Annotated in this window: 19 protein-coding genes; 10 read left to right on the top strand and 9 right to left on the bottom strand. The window is 63.1% G+C overall.

What is annotated here, in order from left to right:
• Nucleotides 1–33 precede the first annotated feature (33 nt).
• Nucleotides 34–591 (top strand): sugar O-acetyltransferase, encoded by a 558-nt coding sequence (locus LB520_RS04930; RefSeq protein WP_224636650.1) that lies wholly within the window; start codon nt 34–36, stop codon nt 589–591.
• Here LB520_RS04930 and LB520_RS04925 read toward each other — a convergent pair.
• On the bottom strand, nt 578–1564 hold the full coding sequence (locus LB520_RS04925; protein ID WP_224636649.1) for a helix-turn-helix domain-containing protein: 987 nt from the start codon (nt 1562–1564) through the stop codon (nt 578–580). The two genes, LB520_RS04930 and LB520_RS04925, sit on opposite strands and share 14 nt — an antisense overlap.
• 127 nt (nt 1565–1691) lie before the next feature.
• Between LB520_RS04925 and LB520_RS04920 the strand changes: the two genes are divergently transcribed.
• The 3 genes from LB520_RS04920 (at nt 1692) to LB520_RS04910 (ending at nt 4028) form a co-directional block, all read left to right on the top strand.
• Nucleotides 1692–2333, top strand: a complete 642-nt coding sequence (locus tag LB520_RS04920; RefSeq protein ID WP_224636647.1) for a cysteine hydrolase family protein — start codon at nt 1692–1694, stop codon at nt 2331–2333.
• Between the two features lie 159 nt (nt 2334–2492).
• Nucleotides 2493–2708 (top strand): hypothetical protein, encoded by a 216-nt coding sequence (locus tag LB520_RS04915; RefSeq protein ID WP_140838766.1) that lies wholly within the window; start codon nt 2493–2495, stop codon nt 2706–2708.
• Between the two features lie 15 nt (nt 2709–2723).
• Nucleotides 2724–4028: a hypothetical protein gene (locus tag LB520_RS04910; RefSeq protein WP_224636645.1), complete on the top strand. Its 1305-nt coding sequence runs from the start codon at nt 2724–2726 to the stop codon at nt 4026–4028.
• Nucleotides 4029–4094: 66 nt separating this feature from the next.
• Here the strand turns inward: LB520_RS04910 and LB520_RS04905 are convergent, their stop codons facing one another.
• The 7 genes from LB520_RS04905 to LB520_RS04875 all read right to left on the bottom strand — a co-directional run bounded on the left by LB520_RS04905 (nt 4095) and on the right by LB520_RS04875 (nt 14205).
• A complete protein-coding gene (locus LB520_RS04905; RefSeq protein ID WP_095766469.1) occupies nt 4095–5774 on the bottom strand; it encodes a formate--tetrahydrofolate ligase in 1680 nt (559 codons plus the stop codon).
• 314 nt (nt 5775–6088) lie between these two features.
• Complete coding sequence (locus LB520_RS04900; protein ID WP_224636644.1) at nt 6089–7213, bottom strand: DUF2333 family protein; 1125 nt, start codon at nt 7211–7213, stop codon at nt 6089–6091.
• A gap of 217 nt (nt 7214–7430) precedes the next feature.
• Nucleotides 7431–8735, bottom strand: coding sequence for a DUF6638 family protein (locus LB520_RS04895; protein ID WP_224636642.1), 1305 nt, complete (start codon nt 8733–8735; stop codon nt 7431–7433).
• A gap of 225 nt (nt 8736–8960) precedes the next feature.
• Nucleotides 8961–10871 (bottom strand): AAA family ATPase, encoded by a 1911-nt coding sequence (locus tag LB520_RS04890; protein ID WP_224636640.1) that lies wholly within the window; start codon nt 10869–10871, stop codon nt 8961–8963.
• Nucleotides 10872–10894: 23 nt separating this feature from the next.
• Entirely contained in the window at nt 10895–12040 is a 1146-nt protein-coding gene (locus LB520_RS04885) for a hypothetical protein (protein WP_224636638.1), read from the bottom strand.
• 34 nt (nt 12041–12074) lie between these two features.
• A complete protein-coding gene (locus LB520_RS04880; RefSeq protein WP_224636636.1) occupies nt 12075–13163 on the bottom strand; it encodes a hypothetical protein in 1089 nt (362 codons plus the stop codon).
• Between the two features lie 430 nt (nt 13164–13593).
• A complete protein-coding gene (locus tag LB520_RS04875; RefSeq protein ID WP_095766475.1) occupies nt 13594–14205 on the bottom strand; it encodes a thymidine kinase in 612 nt (203 codons plus the stop codon).
• Between the two features lie 285 nt (nt 14206–14490).
• Between LB520_RS04875 and LB520_RS04870 the strand changes: the two genes are divergently transcribed.
• From LB520_RS04870 to LB520_RS04855, 4 genes are all read left to right on the top strand, one after another.
• Complete coding sequence (locus LB520_RS04870; protein ID WP_095766477.1) at nt 14491–15426, top strand: choline ABC transporter substrate-binding protein; 936 nt, start codon at nt 14491–14493, stop codon at nt 15424–15426.
• Between the two features lie 123 nt (nt 15427–15549).
• Complete coding sequence (gene choW / locus LB520_RS04865; protein ID WP_095766478.1) at nt 15550–16404, top strand: choline ABC transporter permease subunit; 855 nt, start codon at nt 15550–15552, stop codon at nt 16402–16404.
• Nucleotides 16401–17582, top strand: a complete 1182-nt coding sequence (gene choV, locus LB520_RS04860; RefSeq protein ID WP_224636635.1) for a choline ABC transporter ATP-binding protein — start codon at nt 16401–16403, stop codon at nt 17580–17582. Before choW ends, choV begins: the two co-directional genes overlap by 4 nt.
• A 102-nt stretch (nt 17583–17684) precedes the next feature.
• Nucleotides 17685–18722 (top strand): MBL fold metallo-hydrolase, encoded by a 1038-nt coding sequence (locus tag LB520_RS04855; protein WP_224630928.1) that lies wholly within the window; start codon nt 17685–17687, stop codon nt 18720–18722.
• A 148-nt stretch (nt 18723–18870) separates the two neighbouring features.
• Here the strand turns inward: LB520_RS04855 and LB520_RS04850 are convergent, their stop codons facing one another.
• A complete protein-coding gene (locus tag LB520_RS04850; protein WP_224636868.1) occupies nt 18871–20871 on the bottom strand; it encodes a transcriptional regulator in 2001 nt (666 codons plus the stop codon).
• Nucleotides 20872–21113: 242 nt separating this feature from the next.
• Here LB520_RS04850 and LB520_RS04845 point away from each other — a divergent pair, with 242 nt between their 5' ends.
• Together LB520_RS04845 and LB520_RS04840 are read left to right on the top strand one after the other, a co-directional pair.
• Nucleotides 21114–22199 carry a PLP-dependent cysteine synthase family protein gene (locus tag LB520_RS04845; protein ID WP_140838746.1) on the top strand — a complete coding sequence of 362 codons (1086 nt, stop codon included), beginning with the start codon at nt 21114–21116 and terminating at the stop codon, nt 22197–22199.
• Nucleotides 22200–22280: 81 nt separating this feature from the next.
• Nucleotides 22281–23759, top strand: coding sequence for a pyridoxal phosphate-dependent decarboxylase family protein (locus LB520_RS04840; protein WP_224636634.1), 1479 nt, complete (start codon nt 22281–22283; stop codon nt 23757–23759).
• Nucleotides 23760–23779: the final 20 nt, after the last annotated feature.

Genomic DNA, 23779 nt, shown 5'->3' with positions numbered 1-23779 from the left:
CTTTGGCAGCAGACGAAAACCTGGAGGGCCACCATGACGACAAGCGAACGCATAAAGATGGCGGCGGGCGAATGGTACACCTGCATCGACGATGAGCTCGAGGCGTTGCGCATCGCTGCGCGCGATGCGGTGTTCGAGCACAACAGCCTGCCGCCCCGGCAGCGCGGCAACATCGCTCCGGCCCTGCGGGCGCTGCTCGGCGGCGTCGGCGAGGAGGCTCGCATCGAGGCGCCGTTCCATTGCGCGTACGGGTTCAACATCCATCTCGGCGACGGCGTCTTCCTCAATGCCGGCTGCACCATCCTCGATACCGCGCCGGTGCGCATCGGCAAGGGGACGATGCTGGGGCCCAATGTGCAGATCTACTGCGCCGAGCATCATCGCGAAGCTGCCGGCCGGCTGGCCGGGCTGGAGATCGCCAGGCCGGTAAGGATCGGCGACAATGCCTGGATCGGCGGCAGCGCGGTGATCCTCGCCGGCGTCAGCATAGGCGAGGGCGCCATCGTCGGCGCGGGCGCGGTGGTGACCCGCGACGTACCGGCCAACGCGACCGTCCTCGGCAACCCGGCACGGGCCGTTACAAAAGGCTGAGTCCGTCTGACGCCTTGGTGCTTCTGGAAAACTCGCGCCGGTACTGCCTCGGCGAGGTCCTGAGCCGCGCGGCGAAATGCTGGCGCAGCGAGGTGGCGCTGCCGAAGCCAGCTTCGAAGGCCACGATGTCCATCGATTTGTCCGTCTGTTCCAGCAGCCTCTGCGCAAGCGCCACGCGCTGGTCGGCAAGCCAGTCGCCGAAACTGGTGCCTATCGACTTCTGGAAGCGGCGCGTGAAGGTGCGGCGGGTGAGGCCGGCCGCATCGGCGACGCTGTCGAGGCTGTGCGGTTCGCCGAGTGTCGCCCGCACCTGGTCGAGAGCGCGCGAGAACCGGTCGGCATTCGGTGTCGGCGCAAGCGGGCGCTCGATGAACTGCGCCTGCCCGCCCTGCCGGTGCGGCGAGAGCACGACATGGCGGGCAAGCCGAAGGGCGGCCTCCGCGCCGTAGCGAGCGCGCACGATGTGCAGGCAGCAGTCGAGCCCGGCGGCGACGCCGGCCGAGGTTATTATGTCGCCCTCGTCGACATAGAGCACGTCAGCGTCGATCGCGATGTCAGGATGAAGCTTCTGCAATCGATCGGTATAGGCCCAGTGGGTCGTCGCCTTGCGCCCGGCAAGCAATCCGGCGCCGGCAATTGCGAAGGTGCCGAGGCACAAGCCCACGATCAAAGCGCCACGCCGATGCGCGCGTTGCAGAGCATCCTTGAACGGCGCGGCCAGGGGATCCTCGAGATCCTTCCAGCTCGGGATGATGACGATGTCGGCCTCGTCGAGCGCGGAAAGCCCATGCGGCACGACAATGCTCAGCCCCGCATCGGTATGAATGGGTCTCTCGTCCATCGCACAGACGCGGAAGTCGAAGCGCGGCAGGCCAAGGCTGGTTCGATCGGTGCCGAACACCAGGCACGGCACGGAGAGGTGGAACGGGCTGATACCGTCGAAGGCGACGGCGGCGATGATCGGGTTCTTCATGGCAAGCATCGTTTCGTCGAAAGTTGAATGTCCCAATTTTTTCGAATGATGTCAATCGGGACACTTTCTCGACTCGAACCGTCGGCCTAGCTTAGCGCCCATCAACCCGGTCGAAAGGAAAACCGCCATGTCAGCACCAGCCACCCAGCCGCGCCGCGCGCTTGTCGTCGTCGATGTCCAGAACGACTACAATGGCGGCAATCTCGCCATCCAGCATCCGCCATTCGCTGAGACCGTCGCCAATGTGGCGCGCGCCATGGATGCCGCCGCGGCGGCCGGCATCAAAATCGTCGTCGTCAAGCAGATGGCGCCCGAGACCTCGCCGATATTCGCCAAGGGCAGCCATGGCGGCGAGTTGCATGCCGAGATCGCCAGGCGCGGCCGCGACCACTATGTCGAAAAGACGCTGCCTTCGGCCATCACCGGCACGGATCTCGAAGCCTGGCTGCGCGCCAACGCCATCGATACGATCGCGGTCGTCGGCTACATGACCCACAACTGCGATCTGTCGACCATCATCCACGCGGTGCATATGGGCTTTGCCGTCGAGTTCCTCTCGGATGCCAGCGGCTCGGTGCCCTATGCCAACAGCGCCGGCTACGCGTCGGCCGAGGATATACACCGGGTGGTGAGCGTCGTCTTGCAGTCGCGCTTCGCTGCGGTGCTCAAGACCGCCGAGTGGATCGATTGCCTGAAAACCGGGAAGTTGCCCGAGCGCGACACGATCTATGCGTCCAACCAGCGGGCCCTGCAGCGGAACGCCGCGTAGCCCGAAGCCATTCAAAAGCAAGGGCGCCGCCAGGATGCGGCGCCTTTTTCCTGGCGCCAAATATCCAGCAAGAGCGTGAGCCATTTCACGGACGCCGCTCCGGTATTTTCAGAAAGTCGCCGCGCATGTGAATAAGCGCGGATGGCTCGGGGGGCTGGATTGAAGGCGCGCGTTGCACGAACTTTGGTCGTCCTGACCCTCGCTGTCGGCGCGGCGCTGCTGCCGTGGCCCGCCTTCGCGCAAGTGCCGCCGCATGCGCCAGGCACGATCTGCTTCACCCAATTCTTCTGGTGCTGGGCGCAACCGCCCGGGCCGGCCGGCTATCCCTGCGGATGCCCGTCGCAATATGGCTTCGTGCAGGGTTATCTGGGCTAGTCGTCGGGGGGCGCGATGACGACATTCCACGATCCTCTTGTCTCCGGGTTGCTTGCCGACGCCAAGCTGGTTGCCGGCTACGGCCGCTACGGCGTGTTCAAGGACAGCGCGCTCTTCGCTGCGATCGGCGACGCGGAAAAACTCAGTGACGCGAGCGCAAGCCAGCCCGAGGTCGTCAAACTTCAAACGGTGCTCAACGACTGCTCCAGCACCGTGCCGTTTTCAACCCTGGCTGCGCTGCGCACCGGCTGGTCGCCGGGCGACATGTCGCGCCGGACCGCGCTCGCGACCTATTTCCTCATCGCCCTGTCGGTGACGATGATGATCGTCATCGGCAAGCTGACCTATGTCTACAACAGGGGCGTCTCGATCAACGCGGAGCTGCAGGAGATCGACAACAACGATTTCAGCGCTCGGTTCGGGCAGTCGATCAGGCAGGTCTGGGCGACCAAGAAGCAATTGAGCTCGGCCGCCGCCCAGCAGGCGTCGGCGACCGATCTGACGCTTCTGAAGGACGCCTATTACAATTCCGTCGACAACCTGCATTCGCTCGACCAGCGTTTTTCCTCGTTGCTGGTGCGGGCGCAGGGGTTCATGACGCAGGAGGCGCCGTTTCCGCTCTGGGGCATGCAATGGGCCTATTGCAAGTTTTCGGCTTCCTCGGCCAAAGCGGGCGCGCTGCTTGATTTCTCGAACCCCAGGCAGATGGCGATTGACCAGTTCTGCGGCCAGGAAATCGCGCTGGCGCAACAGCAGAGCGGGGCCGGGAGCAGCCAGCCGCTCAAGCAGTCGGATTTCGATTGCAGGAACAACGGCAACACTCAAGGCGGCATGCAAGTCGTCAGTTCTACCGGCATGGTCGAAGACGTGAGCGCGGATTTCGACGCGGCGACACGCGATCTGCAGTGCGAAGGCGTCATCACCATCACGCCGAATTCGATTTCGACGCTGACACTGCAGGCCAAGACGCTGAGCGAAGTCCTCAGCCCCTATGCGCTGTGGATCCTGCCCGCGCTTTACGGCGCGCTTGGCGGCATCATGTTCCACATGCGCATGATCCTGAACCCGCTCCTACCCAATCCGCCGCTGTCGCGGCTCATTCATCGCATTGCGCTGGGCGGGCTTGCCGGGATGATCCTAGCCTGGTTCATGGCGCCGGGAACCAAGCTCGGCGGCGAGGTGACCGGCATAGGCTTCAGCCTGTTCACCTTCGCTTTCCTGTTCGGCTTCAGCCTCGATATCTTCTTCGCCATCCTCGACCAGTTCGTCTCGATGTCGGTCGCCGGCATCAAGAAGTTCGGCTCGCCCACGGTGGCGTGAAAGCCGGCGAAGAAAAAAGGGCGCCGCGGTGGGGCGGCGCCCTTGGGCTTTCAGTTCGAGCAGCGTCTAGAACAGGCCCTCGATCTGGCCGGTCTCGTTCAAGAAGATCTTCTCCGAGGACGGCGCCTTGGGCAGGCCCGGCATGGTCATGACCTCGCCGCAGATGATGACGACGAAGCCGGCGCCGGCCGAGAGCCTGACCTCGCGCACCGGCACGGTATGGCCGGTCGGCGCGCCGCGCAGGTTCGGGTCGGTCGAGAACGAGTACTGAGTCTTGGCCATGCAGACCGGCAGATTGCCGTAGCCGGCCTGCTCCCAGGCATGCAACTGGTCGCGGATCGACTTGTCAGCGATCGCCTCGTCGCCGCGATAGATGCGCTTGACGATGGTGTTGACCTTCTCGAACAGCGGCATCTCGTCCGGGTAGAGCGGCGAGAACTGTGAGGCGCCGGATTCTGCGATCTCGACCACCTTCCTGGCGAGGTCCTCGATGCCTGCCGAGCCCTGCGCCCAGTGCTTGCACAGGATGGCCTCGGCGCCCTGCGCCTTGACGAAGTCCTTCATCGCCTGGATCTCGGTTTCGGTGTCGGTGGTGAAGTGGTTGATCGCCACCACTGCCGGCACGCCGAACTGCTTCACATTCTCGATATGGCGGCCGAGATTCAGGCAGCCTTTCTTGACCGCCTCGATGTTTTCCTTGCCGAGGTCTTCCTTCTTGACGCCGCCATTCATCTTCATGGCGCGCACCGTGGCGACGATGACCGCCGCCGACGGCTTCAGCCCCGCCTTGCGACACTTGATGTCGAAGAACTTTTCCGCGCCGAGGTCGGCGCCGAAGCCGGCTTCGGTGACGACATAGTCGGCAAGCTTCAGCGCTGTCGTGGTGGCGACGACCGAGTTGCAGCCATGCGCGATGTTGGCGAACGGGCCGCCATGCACGAAGGCCGGGTTGTTCTCCAGCGTCTGCACCAAATTGGGCTGCATGGCGTCCTTGAGCAGAACTGCCATGGCGCCGTCGGCCTTGAGGTCGCGGGCATAGACCGGCGACTTGTCGCGGCGGTAGGCGACGATGATGTCGCCGAGGCGCTTCTCGAGGTCCTTGAGGTCGGTGGAGAGGCACAGGATCGCCATGACTTCGGAAGCCACGGTGATGTCGAAGCCGGCTTCGCGCGGATAACCGTTGGCGACGCCGCCGAGCGAGCAGATGATCTCGCGCAGCGCCCGGTCGTTCATGTCCATGACGCGGCGCCAGGCGACGCGGCGGGTATCGATGCCGAGCTCGTTGCCCCAGTAGATGTGGTTATCGATCAGTGCCGAAAGCAAGTTGTGTGCCGTGGTGATGGCGTGGAAGTCGCCGGTGAAGTGAAGGTTCATGTCCTCCATCGGCACCACCTGGGCGAGGCCGCCGCCGGCGGCGCCGCCCTTGACGCCGAAATTCGGTCCGAGCGAGGCCTCGCGGATGCAGACGATCGCCTTCTTGCCGATGCGATTGAGGCCATCGCCAAGGCCGACCGTGGTGGTGGTCTTGCCTTCGCCGGCCGGCGTCGGGTTGATGGCGGTGACGAGGATCAGCTTGCCGTCCTTCCTGTCTTTCACCGACTTGATGAACTCGGCCGAGACCTTCGCCTTGTCGTGGCCATAGGGCAAGAGATGCTCGTTCGGGATGCCGATCTTGGCGCCGATCTCCTGGATCGGTTTCTTCCTGGCGGCGCGCGCGATCTCGATGTCGGACTTCACTTCGGCCATGACGGCTTTCCTCTGGATTGGGCGGTGGAAGGGACGGTTTTGATCATTTGTGCATGTTCGAAACGCCGCGCGGGCGCAAGGGTAAGTTCTAACCCTGTCGCGGCCGCGGCGTCAACTTCCATGCAACTAAGTTTCCTGCAAAGAAAAACTGCTGTTCCCGGTCCGACCCTGTTCGGGTCTTCGGCCCCGGTCGCTTGCGGCGTATAGAAGCCAGAGCCAAGACCGTTCCGCCGTCTCAAAACAGCCGCTGAATACGCGAAAAGCGACAGAGGCGACGGCGCAAATCCACCATCGCCGTGTCGCCTCGAAAGGCGCTATTGCGTGAGCACGTTGCTGATCTCGACCATGTTGGAGCGCACGCGCAGGATGTAGAAGCCCATCGTCGTCAGATGCGTCGGCAGGAGCCAGCCGTCCTCGCGGCCGTTGGCGATGATGAAGGGCTGGATGCGCAGCGCCGAGACGAATTGCGAATCCATCGTGTCCCAAAGGCTCTGCAGGTGCTTTTCCTTGATCACGTCGTCGAAGTCGGCCTGGGCGCCCTTCATCAGGCCGTAATATGCATAGAGCTGACCATAGGCGAACCAGAAGCGGTCGTCGGCGCGGGTATCGAACCAGCCATCATTGTGGTTTTCCGCGCGCTCCTTGAGGATGGCCGAGGTCGATCCGATGTCCGAGGAGATGCGGTCGATATATTGCTTCAGATTGTCGGCACGGGCGTCGAACGTCGCCTGGCAGGTGGCCAGCCGGGCGTTGAAGTTTCGCAGCTTGCGCACCGCGTCGCGATAATAGCTCGGCGTCGGCGTCTTGGGGCCGAACGGGTTCAGGCCGAAATACCAGGTGTATTCATCGAACTGCAGATTGCCGCGCGCATCCTGCAGGTCGGCGTCGATCTGCGATGTCGTGCGCACGCGGCCGAGATTGTCGGCAAGCTCGGTCGCGGTGCGCCGCACCGCTTGGTTGATGCCGCGCTGGAAGGAGGCCTTGTTGTCCATCCAGGGCGTGTGGTCCCAATCGATGCCGAACAAGCCGAGCTTGTAGAGGATCATCGAGGAGATCCAGGCATTCTGGTTGACGTTGAAGTCCGTCAAATCGGCGGCAACCTGGGCGATCGCCGAGTTGCCGCATGTCTTGGCCGTATCGGTGCCGCTGCCGGCTGAAACCTGCTCGCCCGCCGACACGTTCCGCTTCTCGAACGTGTAGGTGTCGGGATAGTTCGGGTTGAAATTGTTCCACCACTGCGTGGCGTAGAAGAAGTTGGCATAGAGGCCGATCAATACCAGAACGGCAAGGCCGACCACCGCCTTCAGAATCCAGCCGCGCTGGCCGTACCAGCGGCCAACCCACATGAACGGCCACAGAATGAGGCCGATGACGAAGCCGATGCCGCGGCCGATCCATTGAAAAATCCGGGTGACGAAGTTCACGATCGGGTCGAGCATGGCTGTGGCACCCCCTCAGAGCATTTCACCGTTTCAAGGGAAACGGCGATCTGCCCTAACCCTTTGTTTTGCCGCAATTCCGGGCGGAAACCGCCCACACTTTTCCTGGAATTGCTCTAGATCAGAATAACGTTTCGTTGAAACGTCATCCTGATCTAACTCTTTGTTGGAGCATGATTTCCCCCGAAAACCGGTTCCCACTTTTCGGAATCATGCTCTAGTCAGTCAAACCGTAAAGGCGCGCGCGGAACGCCGCCTTGTCCTTCAAATATGTGGTTTTCAGAACGTCCACAACATGGCTTCGCCAAGCGTCGCTGAAGCCGTCATAGTCCTTGTAGAAGCCGGGCTTGTTGAAGACGTAGCGCGACACGAAGTCCTGCGGCACGAAATCCGAGATCAGCTGGTTGGTCAGCCAGGCATCGGGATGATCGGGCTTGGCGCGCACGACGAGGAAACGCTGGCGCGGCGGCACATCCTCGATCTTGAGATGGCCGAGCTGGGCGATCTCGCGCTTGGCGGCGTTGAGGAACGGGAAATTGCCGTCGCTGGCGATCAGGTCGGCGTGGCCGTGGATCCAGGTCTGCAGCCAGACCTTGTCGACATCGGTCAGATTGCGGTTGGGCTCGGCATCGCGGATCAGCGCCCGCACGACCATTTCGGCGCGGTGTTCGAGATAACCGGAAGTCTCGATCCAGGAGGCGCGCGGCAGGTCGAGGCGGCCGGTGGCGGCCAGGAAGCCGAACACCTTGTCGGCGTCATTGATCGACAGATAGCTCACCTGCCAGGGGCGCGAGCGGCGGAACCCGGGAGCGGCCGGATCGCTGATCACCGTCGTCATGTCGGGGTCGACGAAGACATAGAGCCCGCCGAAATGGCTGGTCCAGTAGGCGTTGTGGCGGAAGATCACCTGGTCCGGCACCAGCGCGTTCTCGCGGATGTCGCCGCAGACCTTGGCAAGCTCGACCATGCGCTCAAGCATGACGTCGTCGCGCCAGGCGTCAGGCTCCTGCCTCAGCCGGTCGACGAGCTTGCCGAGCTCGGCCGCCTTGCCGAGCACATCCTCGGCCGACAACACCTTGAACTCGACCTGATTGATCGACAGCAGGTCCTCGATGTCGTTGACCTTCGGGACCGAGTCCTCGATCTCGCCGTAGATGACGTCCTTGATGGTCAGCGCGTCGATGGCGCGCTGGTTCTTCGACATGAACTCGAACATCAGCTGCGAGGTGTTGGAGAAGGCGGTGTGGACCACCGGCAGGTCGATCTGCGACGGCGTCAGGATGATGAAGCGGCGGTTGACCTCGTTGGGATCGAGATAGTTGTAGTCGCCGCATTCCTCGGCGATTTCGGGCGAGAAGCCGGTGCGGTCGATCTGGAAGCTCGCAAGCTTGGTGGGCTTGAGGCCGAAAGCGGCAAGCGCCTTGTTGTAGCGCTGGATGAGATGCGGCTCGTCGATGGTTAGCAAGCGGCCGTAGATCAGCTCGTTGTCGCGCAGAAGGTCGGGTTTTTTAATTGCGCTCATCTTCCCTTCTCCCCGTTCACGGGGAGAAGGTGCCCGAAGGGCGGATGAGGGGCAGCGCACTCTTCCCTTCTCCCCTTGTGGGAGAAGGTGGATCGGCGCGATAGCGCCGAGACGGATGAGGGGTGTTCCAGCGGAGTGAGACGCTGGCGTTCCCTGGAGCACCCCTCATCCGTCGCCTTCGGCGACACCTCCTCCCACAAGGGGAGAAGGCGAGGTCGGCGCAGCTCACGCATTCCACAGCCCCTTCTTCTTCAACTCCTCCATCTCGCGCGCTGCGCGCTCGCGCAGCCTGGCGTCGCGCAGGAGCTTCTCCACGGCGGCGTCGTCGGATTTATCGGAATAGCGGAACTCGGAATCGGCGTAGCGGTTGATCTCCTGCATGACCATGTCCATCGAGAACGGTCCGCGCAGTTCCTCGATCATCGCCTTCTTGTCATCGTAGCTCTTGTGCATGAAGGCTTCCGGCTTCTCGAACCAGTCGTCCGGCAGCTCGATGTCCATGGCGCGCATTTTTATCGCGTCGGTGACGTTCTTGATGGCGCGGCCGGTGAAGCGCGGCTCGGCGTCCTTGATCATGTGCAGATAGGTGCCGACATCGGCCATGGTCTTCGGCGCGCCGTTTTCCTTCATGTAGCGCTCATAGACCTTCATCAGCCCGTCTTCCTGCGGCTTTTCGTGCTCTTCATAGGCCTCGGCCACGGCGCGTTGGATTTCCTGCGCGGCATAGAGTTCGTGCTTGCCAAGCGGGATCTCGTGGTTCTTGCCGGCAAGCAGCACGAAGATGTCGATATAATCATCGCGGGTCTGCGGGCCGTCGACGAGCCAGCGCGCGCCGGCGCGCTGGCGCAGCGCATCGTCGACATTTTCCGGATAGTTGGAGAACATGCCGAAGGAGCAATTGCCACGCACCACCGTCGAGGCGCCGGCGAAGGCGTCCATCAGGATACCGGTGATCTCCTGCTGACCGGCGGAAGCACGGTCGTCGGAACGGCGCGCCGCCACCTGGTCGATGTCGTCGATGGTGCCGAAGCCGATGACGCGCGGATTGAGCACGTTGTTGATGAACTGTCGGCAGTTCTGGCCCGACTTGCCCTGGTAGGACGAGATCTGGTCGACGCCGAAATTCTCATAGGCGAAGGGATAGCCGGCGACCTGGCAGTAGCCGTTGACGAGGCCGGCGATCATCTGGATCAGCGTCGTCTTGCCGGTGCCTGGCGCGCCGTCGCCGATGAAGGTGAAAAGAAAGCCGCCGAGCTCGACGAAGGGGTTCATCTCGCGCTCGAAGTCGTAGGCCATCAGCATCTTGGCCAGCCTGACCGACTGGAATTTGGCGATGTGGTTGCCGATGACCTCTTCCGGTTTCTTGAAGGTCATCACCAGCGGCTTGGTGCGCTTGCCGGGCGCGACGTCGAAACCATCGAGGGTAAAATCGTCGACGTCGATACGGATATGCGCATTTTCGAACGGGCCAATGCCGTCGAAGCGACCTTTGCGCGCAAGCAACCCGTCGATGGCGAGGCGGGCGAAGGCGCGAGCGCGCGTTGTCAGGTCGGCGTCGTCCTTCGAGCCGGCGATTGCCTTGTCGAGACCGGCGATGATCGACTTGACCGCGTCCTGCGGTGTGTCGAACAGGAAGTCGGGCTCGGGGATGTCGTTCGGCGCCTCGCCATCGCTGTCGATCAGCTGGAAGAGATACGAAGCGAAACTGAAGGCGGAAACGTAAGCCGAGGCCGACAGAAGCTTCTTGAAGGTGGCTGCCTCATCGCCTTCCAGCGGCGCACGCGCATTCCTCGCCTGCAGGCTTTCGAGGTCGGAGCCTTCGGCGAAGACGTCGGATATGGCGAGCGCGATCGCCAGGCCGCGGCGGGCGCGGTAGAGCAGCGTGTGCTGCGGGATGCTCATCAACTGGTCGTCGGGATGAATGGCCGCTACTGTTTTCGTGAGCTCGACCTCGCGCGTGCGGCGCACCGAGCCGACCGACACGGTCGAGACGAAGCGGCGGTTGGTGCCGGCAAGCGCCGTGCCGGATTCGCGCGAAGGGTCCTCCAGCACGACGATGCGGGTGATGAAGCTGTGCGCGGTCGCGCGGTGCTTTTCGATTGCGGCTTCCAAGATCGTGGTCAGGCCGGTGTCCATGAAGGATGCTCCGCGATTGACGGTCAGACGTCGCTGATCACCTGTCCGTTGGACAGGATGTGGACCTTGTAACCGGAAAAGATCTTCTGCGCCTCGCCGGCGGCGTAGAGCGCCTGATAGGCCTCGTGCGGGATCAGCGCGTGGTTCTCGTAGCTCGACACGCCCTGGCGCGCCGCTTCGAGATCGTCGGTGTTGATGAAGAATTCCTGCGTCGTCTTCTCGCTGGAGAACAGGCCCCTGCGGCCGGGCTTTTCGCTCTTGGAGAAGACTTCCTGGATGGTCCAGGTGAGCAGCCAGGCGTTCTGCGGCTTGCGCACCTTGGCCAGCACCTCGGCCACCGTCGAATTGTTCTGGGTGATGCCGGCCGAGTAGAAGGGTCCCAGCACCACGCGCCTCAGCTGCTTGGGATGCAGCGGCTCGAAATCCTTGTCGAGATTGACGGCGATCGTCGCCGGAGACAGCGTATAGGCCGAGTTCTTCTCGGTGAAATCGTCGAAGCGGTGCGCAAGCTCCGGGTTGAGCAAGCCGTCGACGGGGAGCGGGATATCGACCCGCTCGTTGAGCTTGCCGTTCACGTCGACCAGCTGGCGCACCATGCTTTCGGAGGAGTCCTCTACCGTCGCCATGTAGACCAGCGGCAGGTTGGCGCTGCCGTCGAACGCGGCCCAGTGGACGAGATAATAGGGCCGCATGGTTTTCGGGTTGACCGAGACCTTGGCCGTCTGCGCCAGGGTGAAGGGGCCGAAGGTCGCCTCGCTCTTGACGTCCTCCAGATAGAGCCGCTCGGCCATCGACTTCTGTAGCGCCTCGGGAAATTCCTTATGGCGCAGGATGAAGTCGGCCATCTCCTCGCGCAGCTCGCCGGCCTGCGGGATGTTGGCCAGGCGGGCATCGGCCTGCTGGCGGTCGTTTTCCAGCTCCAGCAGGTTCTGGAAGACCGGATAGCCGCTTTCGGCGCGCGAGATGCGGAAGGTGTCCATGAAGCCCAGCCGGTTGCGCCAGCAGGCAAAGGACTTGTCCAGCCGCGCGATATACTCCGCGACGATCCTGGCGACGATGCCGTGCCGGTAGAGCGGCGAGCGGTCGTCGCGCATGAACACTTCCAGCCCGCTCAGCGCCGCCGTGATGGCGGAAAAATAGCGTGCCGCGGCGTCGTTCTCAGGTGTCATGTGGCTGCCGTGGAAATGAAATCAGCGGCGCCGCCTATTGCTGCACATAGTTGGCGGCGTTGTGCTTCTTCATCACATCGTCGAAGCGGCGGGCGAAAGCATCGTCGGCGAGCTTCTTGCGGCGCTGGATGTCGGCTGAAGCCACCATGTTCTTCTCATGCATCTCGAGCAGGTCGCCGATATGCTTCTGCGAGGCGGCGCCGATGCCGGCCATCGTCTCCTCGGCCGTGTTGTCGACCTGGCTGCCCAGCGTGTTGATCTTGTGGGCGACGTCCTGCTGGGCGGCGGTCTTGAGCGAATCTTCCAGCGCCTTGTAGAGGACGATGCGCTGCTCGGTGTCGATGGTCAGCTTGTTGATCAGCGTCGACTGCGCGGCAATCTGGTTGTTGAGTGAATCGACGAAGGTCTGGAACATCGAGGTGTAGCGCTCCAGCGTCTGGCTTTCGGCCAGCAGCTCCTGCTCCTTGGCCTGCTTTTCATTGTATTCGGTCGCCATTTTGGAGCGCTCGCCCTCAAGCTCGGTGCGCTCCTTCTGGGTCGTGGAGGCGGCGATCTTGTTTTCGATGTCGAGCAGCATCGGGTTCAATTCCTCGATGCGCTTCTGCACCGCTTCAAGGTTGGTCATCGTCATCTTGCGGCGTTCGATAACCTGCGAAAGGCTGGCCTCGGAGGTCTTGTAGCGCTGGTCGAGGACCTGCTTCTGCGCCTTCAGGATGCCGACGATGGTGTCCGATTTTGCCAGCAGCTCCTGCAGATTGCCGGCCAGCGACATGTTGCGGACGCGATCGGTGCGCATGCGCTGCTTGCGCTGCGCCGAAAAGATACCGACGAAATTTTCCCAGCCGGTGTAGTTCTTCATGCTTTCGAACTCGGCGCCGAAGACATTGGTTGCGTCCTCGAGCCCGATGATCAGGTCGGCAATATTGCCTTCCATGACTTTCTGCTGCTTGAGCACGTCCTCGATGCGGGCGTTCTCGATGTCGAAATTGGCGTCGCCGATCTTCTTGTCGGCCTGAGCAAGCGTATCGAGCACGGTGCCGGACTGCTCGATCTTGCTGCGCATGTCCTGCACGACCTGCTTGGTCTTGGCAATTTCGGCATCGAAATTCTGCAATGTCGCCATTGGGGCCTCCCGCTTCAGCATCCGTTTCCGTGTTGTGGCGGCGAATATATGTGGGGCTTCAAGGGATTGAAAGAAGGAAGACAAAGGGAAGCGTCAAAACAAAAGAATTGGTTAGGTCCTTGAAAGGCAAGGCAAGCATGCGCATGGCGCCTAGTAACGCGCACCATCATCGAGCAGCTTTTGCTGACATGCCTTAAGGTCTTGTTTTTGCGACCGGCCATGAAACAGCGCCGGCAAATATCTTGCGGCGGCGATGCCGGTTTCACCGGCGGCGGTCAGGGCTTGAAGCGGTTTTAGGACGACATCCGGCTCTAGAGCGGTTCAGCGTTTCACGAAATCGCCGAACCGCTATAAGTCTTTGTTTTTATACAATTCCGGACGGAAAACCGCTACCCACTTTTCCTGGAATTGCTCTATGCAGGCTTTCGGCTCAGCGGTTGACAAAGCCGATGAAGTCGTCGGGCGCCGCCCGACCCATCTCCTCTTCCCAATGTCTGCGGCAGAGCGAGACATAGACGTCCTTGCCGATCGCCACCTGCTCGCCCTGCTTCGCCACCTTGCCGTCAGGCCCCAGGCGCACCACCATCGTCGCCTTGCGGCCGCAACGGCAGATGGTGCGGACCTCGCGCAGGTCGTCGGCGATGGCGAGCAGAGCGCGCGAGCCGGAGAACAGATTACCCTGGAAGTCGGTGCGCAGGCCGTAGCACATGACCGGAATGCCTAGACGGTCGGCGATGCGGGCGAGCTGCCAGACCTGCTCTTCCTCGAGGAACTGCGCCTCGTCGACGAAGATGCAATGCACAGGGCCATGCCGATGGTGCTCGGCGACCGTGGCATAGAGGTCGTCGCCGTCGCGGAAAATCTCTGCCTCGGATTCGAGACCGATGCGCGACGAGATCAGCCCGGTGTCGCCCTTACGATAGTGGCCGGCGACGAACAGCATCGTCGACATGCCGCGTTCGCGATAATTGTAGGACGCCTGCAAGAGCATCGTCGTCTTGCCGGCGTTCATCGTGGCGTAGTGGAAGTAAAGCTTGGCCATGTCGCTCTTTTGGGTGTGTCGGGATTCAGGCGAGACCGGCCCGACCTGAATCTCGACACACCCTAAGCCGACTTGCCGCGGCTCGGGGAGAGGGCACCGGCTCCGTCCACCAAAAACTCGATGTCGTTCAAAAAGCTGTCATGTCGCTTAATGGCCAGCGCGCGCCGTTCGTCGCGACGTTGAACCGCTTGAAACAACATCAAAATGGTGTTTGGCTGACGAAACAAGGCGGGCGCAAGAACCGTGACTTCGCTTTGCCTCGGAAATCCAATGGGAGATAAGTTCATGTCGCGTATGAAATCTTTCGTCGCAGGCCTCGGCCTTGCGGCGTTCCTGTCGACAACCGCCGCCAATGCCGGCGATCCGGCGAGCTGCAAGGCCGTGCGGCTGTCGGATGTCGGCTGGACCGACATCCAGGCCACCACGGGCCTCGCCTCGGTGCTGCTCACCGCGCTCGGCTATGAGCCGCAGACGATCCAGCTTTCGGTGCCGGTGACCATGGCCTCGCTGAAGAACAAGGACCTGGACGTCTTCCTCGGCAATTGGATGCCGTCGATGACCAACGACATCAAGGACTACACCAAGGAAGGCTCGATCGAGACGATCAGCACCAACCTGACCGGCGCCGGCTATGGCATCGTCGTGCCGACCTATGTCGCGGATGCCGGTGTCAAGACGCTGACCGATCTCGGCAAGTTCAAGGACAAGTTCAACGGCAAGATTTACGGCATCGAGGCCGGCAATGACGGCAACCGCATCATCCTGGACATGATCAAGAACCCGAAGGACAACCTCGAAGGCTTCGAGCTGGTCGAATCCTCGGAGGCCGGCATGCTGACGCAGGCCGAGCAGTCGATGAAGAACAATGAGTGGATCGCCTTCCTCGGCTGGACGCCGCATCCGGTGATGGGCGCCATGAAGATCACCTATCTCGACGGCATGGGCGACAGCGGCTTCGGCGCCGCCACCGTCTATACCATCGTGCGCAAGGGCTACACCACCGAATGCCCGAACGCCGGCAAGTTCATCGCCAACCTGAAGTTCAATCTCGACATGGAAGGCGAGATGATGGACGCGATCCTCAAGGGTGGCGATCCGCAGACGGTGGCGACCGATTGGCTGAAGAAGCATCCGGACGCGGTGGCGCCCTGGATCGCCGGCGTCACCACCTTTGATGGCGGCGACGCGGCGGCTGCCGTCAAGACCGCGCTCGGGGGCTGATCCGCTTGGGACCGGCATGATTTCCGAAAAAGGGCAGCCCTCGAAGAGGCTGCCCTTTTTCATATGCCTGGAGACGTGAGAGGATGACCGTGCGGCAAGTGCGGCGAAGCCGAGAGGGGAAAGATGGATCCGATTTCTAAATTCCTGACCGACTACAAAATTCCGATCGGGCCATGGGGCAAGGCTTTCTTCGGTTTCCTGACCGACAATTTCGACACCATCTTCCGCGCATTTTCAAACGGTCTGAATTTCATCCTGGACGGAGCAGTGAGCCTCCTGCTCATGGTGCCGCCGGTTTTGTTGGCCCTGGTCATCGCGTTCATCGCCTGGCTCTTACAGCGTTCGCGGCCGCTCGCCATCGGCGTCTTCCTCGGCCTGATCTTCATCATCAACCAGAATCTGTGGAAACAGACGGTGCAGACGCTGGTCCTGGTCGTTGCCGCCGCCGCAATGGCAATGGCGATCGGCGTGCCGCTCGGCATCTGGGCGGCGCACAAGCCGAAGGTCTACCGCGTCATGCTGCCGGTGCTCGACCTGATGCAGACGCTGCCGACCTTCGTCTACCTGATACCGGTGCTCACGCTGTTCGGGCTCGGCAATGCGCCCGGCCTCATCGTCACCATCATCTTCGTCATCCCGACGGCCGTTCGGCTCACCCATCTCGGCGTCGTTTCGGTGCCCAAGGCAATCATCGAAGCGGGCGAGGCGTTCGGCGCCACCAAGCGGCAGCTTCTGTGGAAGGTGGAGCTGCCCTCGGCGCTGCCGACCATCATGGCGGGCCTGACGCAATCGATCATGCTGTCGCTGTCGATGGTGGTGTTCGCCGCCCTGATCGGCGCCGGTGGCCTCGGCACCGAAATCAACCGGGCGCTCGGCTCGCGGCGCATCGATCTCGGGCTTGAGGCCGGCCTCGCCATCGTCGTGCTCGCCATCGTGCTCGACCGCATGACCCGCATCGGCGTTGGAGGCAAGAAATGACGGTCGCGGTTGATTTCAAGAATGTAGACATCGTCTTCGGCGCCGACCAGGCCGGTTCGCTGGCGCTGATCGATCAGGGCGCCACCCGTGCCGAGATCCTCGAAAAGACCGGCAATGTGCTCGGATGCGCCGACGCCAGCCTCACCGTGCACGAAGGCGAGATCTCGGTGTTGATGGGCTTGTCCGGTTCCGGCAAGTCGACGCTGCTGCGGGCCGTCAACCGGCTCAACGTCGTGTCGCGCGGCCAGGTGCTCGTCAAGGACGGCGACCGCATCGTCGATGTCGTCACCTGCGACGAGACGACCTTGCGGCGGCTGCGGCAGAAGCAAGTGGCCATGGTGTTCCAGCAGTTCGGCCTGCTGCCCTGGCGCACGGTCGAGGAAAATGTCGGCTTTGGCCTCGAGCTTGCTGGCGTGCCGGAAGCCGAGCGCAAGGCGCGGGTACAGAAGCAGCTGCAGCTTGTCCATCTCGACCAGTGGTCGAAGAAATACGCTCATGAGCTTTCGGGCGGCATGCAGCAGCGTGTCGGTCTCGCCCGGGCCTTCGCCACCGAGGCGCCGATCCTTTTGATGGACGAGCCGTTTTCGGCGCTGGACCCGCTGATCCGCACCAAGCTGCAGGACGAATTGCTGCAGCTCCAGGCCGAGCTGAAGAAGACCATCATCTTCGTCAGCCACGACCTCGAGGAGGCGCTGAAGATCGGCAGTCACATCACGATCATGGAGGGCGGCCGCATCGTGCAGACCGGCGCGCCGGAAGACATCGTCTTGCGCCCTGCCAACGACTATGTCCGCGACTTCATCGCCAATGTGAATCCGCTGTCGGTGCTGACGGCGTGGAACGTGATGCGGGACCGTCGCGACCTGGAGCAGGGCGACAATGGTTGGGTGTGGCTCGACCGGCGCAAGACGACACGCTTCAAGATCGACGACCACGGCCTTGTGGCGGCGGCCGAGCGCGACGGCAAGCCGGCGGTGTGGGTGTCCTGCGCCGATGTCGAGCGCCAGCCGGAGGAGGGCGCCCAGGTGTTCTGGGCCAATCCCGGCACCCCGCTGAAAACGGTGATGCTCGCCATGCACCGGTCGCAGACGGCGCCGGTGGCGCTGTTCGATGAAGGCTCGCGCTTCGTCGGCTCGATTGGCATCAGGGACGTGCTGAGTGCTGTGCTGAGGCGGTAGGGTTTCAGCCTTTTTGACGGGCGTGTGCCGCTGGCGGGCACCTCGCGCTTGTTCTAGACTGACCGGCAGCCGAACAACCGGCATCAGGCGAAAGAGGCACGAATGATCTTCCGTCAGCTCTTCGATTCCGTTTCGGGCACCTATTCCTATCTGCTTGCCAGCCGGCGCGGCGGCGAGGCGCTGATCATCGATCCGGTGCTGGAGAAGGTCGAGCGATATCTGCAGCTGGTCAATGAGCTGGACCTGAGGCTGGTCAAGGCAGTCGACACGCATCTTCATGCCGACCACATCACCGGTCTCGGCGCGCTGCGCGACAAGACGCATTGCGTGACTGTCATGGGCGAGCAGACCAAGGCCGACGTGGTGTCGATGCGGCTTGCCGACGGCGACAAGCTAGGCATCGAAGGCCTGGCGCTCGACGTCATCTACACGCCGGGCCACACCGACGATTCCTACAGCTTCATCCTGCCGGATCGTGTGTTCACCGGCGACACGCTGCTCATCCGCGGCACCGGCCGGACCGACTTCCAGAACGGCGATCCGCGCCAGCAATATGAATCGATCTTCGGCCGCCTGCTCAAGCTGCCCGACGAGACGCTGATCTTCCCGGCGCATGACTATAAGGGCGAGACCGTGTCGACGATCGGCGAGGAAAAGGCCTTCAATCCGCGCCTGCAGGTGAAGTCGGTCGACGAGTATGTGAACATCATGAACAATCTCAATCTGTCCAACCCGAAAATGATGGATGTGGCCGTGCCCGCCAACATGCGGGTCGGGCTGCATCAGGACGACATCGCCAGCCGCGGCTGGGCGGTCAGCGCGGAGCAGGCGCTGGCGCTGGTCGGGCGACCCGACGTGGCGCTGATCGACCTGCGCGAGCAAACCGAGCGCGAGCGGCACGGGGTCATCCCCGGCGCGATCCATCTGCCCTATGCGCGGCTGCAGGAAAACATTGCCGCCGGCGGCATGCTGCACGAGCTGGCGAAGTCGACCAGCAAACAGATCCTGTTCTACTGCGCCTTCGGCGAGCGCTCGGCGATGGCGGTGCAAGCGGCGCAGGATGTCGGGATTACCAGTGCCCGCCATATCCAGGGCGGCATCGACGCCTGGCGGAAAGCCAGCGGCCCGCTGATGCATTAAAGCGCGTCGCACTTCTGGGCGACATGCACTAGTGCGTTTCACCGTTTCACGGAACGACGAAACGCCCTATCTCTTTGTTTTTTACGCAATTCCGGACGGAAAACCGCTCACACTTTTCCTGGAATTGCTCTAGGCGCGCCGGCCGGGTTCAGTTCAGCCCGATGAGCTTGGCGCCGTTCCGGAACAGGGCTTCTCCATCGCGATCGAAACGGAATGTCGCGATGAAATCGTCGGCGCGATAGTTCGGCAAGGCGTTGCGGATAGCGGCGGCGAAGGTTCGCGCCTCCTCCTGCCGGCCGGCCAGCGCCAGGCAATGGGCGGCGATCGCCAGGATGATGACATGGGCGTTTGGCCTTGCGGCCGCCTTCAGCGCCCATTCGGCCGCCGCTTCGAATTCGCCCAGCCTCGCATGCGCCATGGCGCGCGCGCCCATCATGCCGAACAGCAGCGGATCGAAGGGGCTGAGATGACGCGAATGGTCGGATGAGCCGATCGCCGATTGCGGGTCGCCCGACTGCGAATGGACGAAGGACAGCGCGTAGTGGCCGAGCGCGAAATTGGGGCTGAGGTCAACGGCGCTCGCGAGCTCCAGCAGCGAGCCGTCCTGCTCGCCGCGCAGCCATAGCGCGCGGCCCATCGCCCAATGGGCGGCGGGGTTGCGGTCGTCGACCAAAAGGCTCTGGCCGGCGCTTTCGAAGGCAAGCGCGGTCTCGCGGTCGCGGTCGCCCCAGCGCTGGAAAGCATTCTGCCAGTGGGTGAAGGACATGCCGGCATAGGCGCGCGCGAAAGTGGGATCGAGCTTCAATGCCTCGCCGAAGAAATGCTGCGCCAGCTCGTTTTCCTGGCGGGTGAAGCGATACATGTGCCAGAGGCCGCGATGATAGGCCTCCCAGGCATTGAGCGAGTTTGGCGCTTTCAGCAATGCACGATTGCGCTCCACCGTCGCGATCTCGGCGGCGATCGATGAGACGATGCTGTTGCCGATATCCTCGATGACGATGAAGATGTCGTCGGGTTTATGCTCGAAGGTTTCCGCCCAAACGATCCTTGCCGTGCGGACCTCGACAAGCTCGACCGAGACGATGAACCTGCCCGGCAGAGCCCGCACCGAGCCCGTCGCGACATAGTCGACATTCAGCCTGCGCCCGGCGTCTTCCGGCGCGATGTTCTTCTCGGCGAGCGCGAAGACAGAGCCGCGGGCGATGACGAAGAAATCGCGCAGCTTGGCAAGCCGCGTGATGATGTCATGCGTGAGGCCATCGGCAAGCCCGCCACGGAAGCCGCCGGCGCCGGCGCTCTCGGCAAACGGCATCACCGCGAGCGAAGCCCGGCGGGTCGCAACGGGCTCGGATTCGTCCGCGGCGACCGACGATTCCGAAACCGGGAAAGCCGGCCCGGATCGGGCGCATGGCGTTGCGCCGGCGTTCCGGGCTCTTATCTCCTGCCAAGCCTCGCGCAATGGCGTGAAATCCAGCTCTTCCGAGCGAAACAACTCCGCTGCCGTGGCAAGATGCTCTTCGCCGGCGCCGATCTGCCCGCGCCGGGCCAGATTTTCCAGCAGCGCCACATGCGCGCGGCCGTCGAAGGGCGCTAGCTCCAGCCATTTGTCGATATAAGCGCCGGCCTCATCGGTTCCACGTGGGAGAAGCCCAATGATATGCTCCAGAACCGCGACATGGCATGCGCTGAAACGGCGGCGCTGCGCCGTCAGCCAGCTGCCGAAATGCGGGCTGCGATCGAGCTCGAGGCCGTCGAGAAAATCGCCGGCGAAATGTTGCGAAATCGCCTGCAGCCGCACGAGATCGAGCGTCTGGACACCTTCGGCCACCGCCGAGGCGGCATCCAGCGCGTCCACATGGACATCGTCAAGACGGAGCGACACCATATCGCCGTCGGTTTCGACCCGGCGCAAGCCCGCTTCGTCGAGCGCGGCACGCAGCTTGCTCAGGCACCAGCGCAACTCGCCGCGCGGATCGTTGGGCACGTCCCAGAGAAGTTCGCAAAGACGGCTGCGGCTGACTGGGTGGGGCGCCAGCGCCAGATAAGCAAGCAGGGCGCGCAGCTTGCGTGACGAAGGCAAGGCCACAGGAACATCGTCGCGCATGATCGTAAACGGGCCGAGCAGCCTGATCGAAAGGCTGGCTGCCATGCCTTTCAGAGTCGACCGAACGGATTCCACGTCCGTTTCCACGCTCGCTCCCACGTCGAACAGTTGGTCCATGTTCTATCACCAAACACGACAGGGCGCATCCGGCAGCGAATTTTCGAGCCGGACGCGGCCTTTGCCGAATTGCCGGCAAGTCACACGCAACTAGCGCGGCAAGGTGTCGAAACCGCGCCGCCCAATTCGCCGGTTTGTAACCGGCACGTGAGGAGATCGAGGAGAGAGCCATGTTGCATCAATTGAAAATCAGGACCACGGCCGGTCGCGGCCGGCTGTTCGACAGCATTCTCGATACCGTCGGCGACACGCCGGTCATCCGCATCAACAATCTCGGGCCAGGTCACGCGACGATCTATGTGAAGGCGGAGTTCTTCAATCCGGCGGCCTCGGTGAAGGACCGGCTGGCCCTCAACATCATCGAGGAAGGCGAGCGCAGCGGTAAGCTCAAACCTGGCCAGACCGTCGTCGAGGCGACGAGCGGCAACACCGGCATCGGCCTTGCCATGGTCTGCGCGCAGAAAGGCTATCCGCTGGTGGTGACGATGGCCGACAGCTTCTCGATCGAGCGCCGCAAGCTAATGCGCATGCTGGGCGCCAAAGTGGTGCTGACGCCGCGCGCCCAAAAAGGTTTCGGCATGTACAAGAAGGCGGTCGAGCTCGCCGAAGCCAATGGCTGGTTCCTGGCGCGCCAGTTTGAGACCGAGGCCAATGCCGCCATTCACGAGGCGACGACGGCGCGCGAGATCATCAATGACTTCGCCGGCTCGAGGCTGGACGTGCTTGTCACCGGCTACGGCACGGGCGGCACGGTGGCCGGCGTGGGCCGCGTGCTGCGCCGCGAGCGGCCGGAGGTGAAGATCGTGCTCGCCGAGCCGGCGAACGCTCAGCTGATCGGCAGCGGCAAGGCCCAGGAGCGCGGCGCCGGCGGCGCGCCGTCAGCCAGCCATCCGGCCTTCGAACCGCATCCGATCCAGGGCTGGACGCCGGACTTCATCCCCAACGTGCTGCAGGAGGCGATCGACCAACGCTATTATGACGAGGTGGTGCCGATCCCCGGTCCCGAAGGCATCAAATGGACGAAGGCGTTGGCGCGGCAGGAGGGCATCTTCACCGGCATCTCCGGCGGCGCCACTTTCGCCGTGGCGCGGCAGATCGCGGGCAAGGCCCCCGCCGGCTCGGTGATCCTGTGCATGCTGCCCGACACGGGGGAGCGCTATATGTCGACGCCGCTTTTCGACGGCATCGAGGCCGAGATGGACGCCGAGGAGACGGCGCTGTCGCGCTCGACGCCGAGCTGCCAGTTCGAAGGCTGAGAACAGAAACGCGACGCCGCCCCCGCATGGCGGCGTCGTTCTTTTATGCGCGGGTTGACCCACGCCGGCGGGAGAGGCGAGATGGATATATTTCCGGAAGCGACCAACGCGGAGGAAACGCTCGATCCGCCGGATTGGGCCGATGTGGGAGAGCTCTCGCACCGAATCCTCGACGAGGCCATCGCCTATCTCGAGGATGTCCGCAACCGGCCGGTCTGGTGCGAGATGCCGGCCGAGGTGCGGGCATTCTTCGGCGCACCTTTGCCGCGCTCGCCGGCGCCGGCGGCTGACGTCTATGACGACGTCGCCCGCAACGTGATGCCTTACCCGATGGGCAACATCCATCCGCGTTTCTGGTCCTGGTATATGGGATCCAGCAACTTCACCGGCGCGCTCGGCGATTTCCTGGCGGCGATCCAGGGCTCCAATCTCGGCGGCGGCAACCATGCCGCCGCACTGATGGACAGCCAGGTCGTCAACTGGATGAAGGAGATGGTCGGTTTCCCAGTCTCGGCCAGCGGCACCCTGGTCAGCGGCGGCTCGATGGCCAACATTATCGGACTGACCGTGGCGCGCAACGTCAAGGCAGGCGTCGACGTGCGCGAGCGGGGTGTCGGCGCCATGCCGAAGCCGTTGCGCTACTACGCCTCGGACCAGGTCCATTCCTGTCATCGCAAGGCTGTGGAGGCGCTCGGCCTCGGCAATCAGGCGCTGCGGCGCATCCAGACCGATGCCGGCTTGCGCATCGATATCGCCGCGCTCAAGGCGGCAATCGCGGAGGACCGCGAGGCGGGCTTCAGGCCGGCCTGCGTGATCGGCACCGCCGGTACCGTCAACACCGGCGCGGTCGACGACCTGCAGGCGCTGGCGAGCGTGGCGGCCGAAGAGGATCTTTGGTTCCATGTCGACGGCTGCATCGGCGCGCTCATCGCGATCGCGCCTAAGAACCGATCGCTCGTCGCCGGCATCGAACAGGCGGATTCGATCGCACTCGATCCGCATAAATGGCTGCACGCGCCGTTCGAAGCCGGCTGCGCCCTGGTGCGGGACGCATCCCAGCACCGCAACACGTTTGCCGTGACGCCGGAATATCTGGAATCGACGCCGCGGGGCCTGGCCTCCGGAGAGTGGCTGCACGATTATGGGCTTCAAACGTCGCGCGGCTTCCGTGCGCTTAAGATCTGGATGGCGCTGAAGGAGCATGGCGTCGAGAAGTTCGGCCGCCTGATCGACCAGAACATCGCCCAGGCCCGCCACCTCACCCGTCTGATCGAGGCGGAGCCGGTGCTCGAACTGATGGCGCCGAGCACCATCAACATCGTCTGCTTCCGCCATCGCCTGGATGGGGCATCCGAGGAACGGCTCAAGGCGTTCAACACCGAGATCATGCTGAGACTCCAGGAGGAGGGCACCGCGGCCTTATCCGATACCAGGGTGCAGGGCCGGCACTGCCTGAGGGTGGCGATCGCCAATCACCGCACCCGCCGCAGCGATCTCGACCTGCTGGTGACGGAGATGCTCCGGCTGGGACGGGAAATCGAGGCCGCGATACCGGTCTGAAGCACGCTCGGGAAGCTGTC

Origin of the sequence: Mesorhizobium sp. CA12, assembly GCF_020165255.1 — a bacterium.
GTDB lineage: Bacteria > Pseudomonadota > Alphaproteobacteria > Rhizobiales > Rhizobiaceae > Mesorhizobium.
This window is presented reverse-complemented; position numbering and strand designations above follow the sequence as displayed.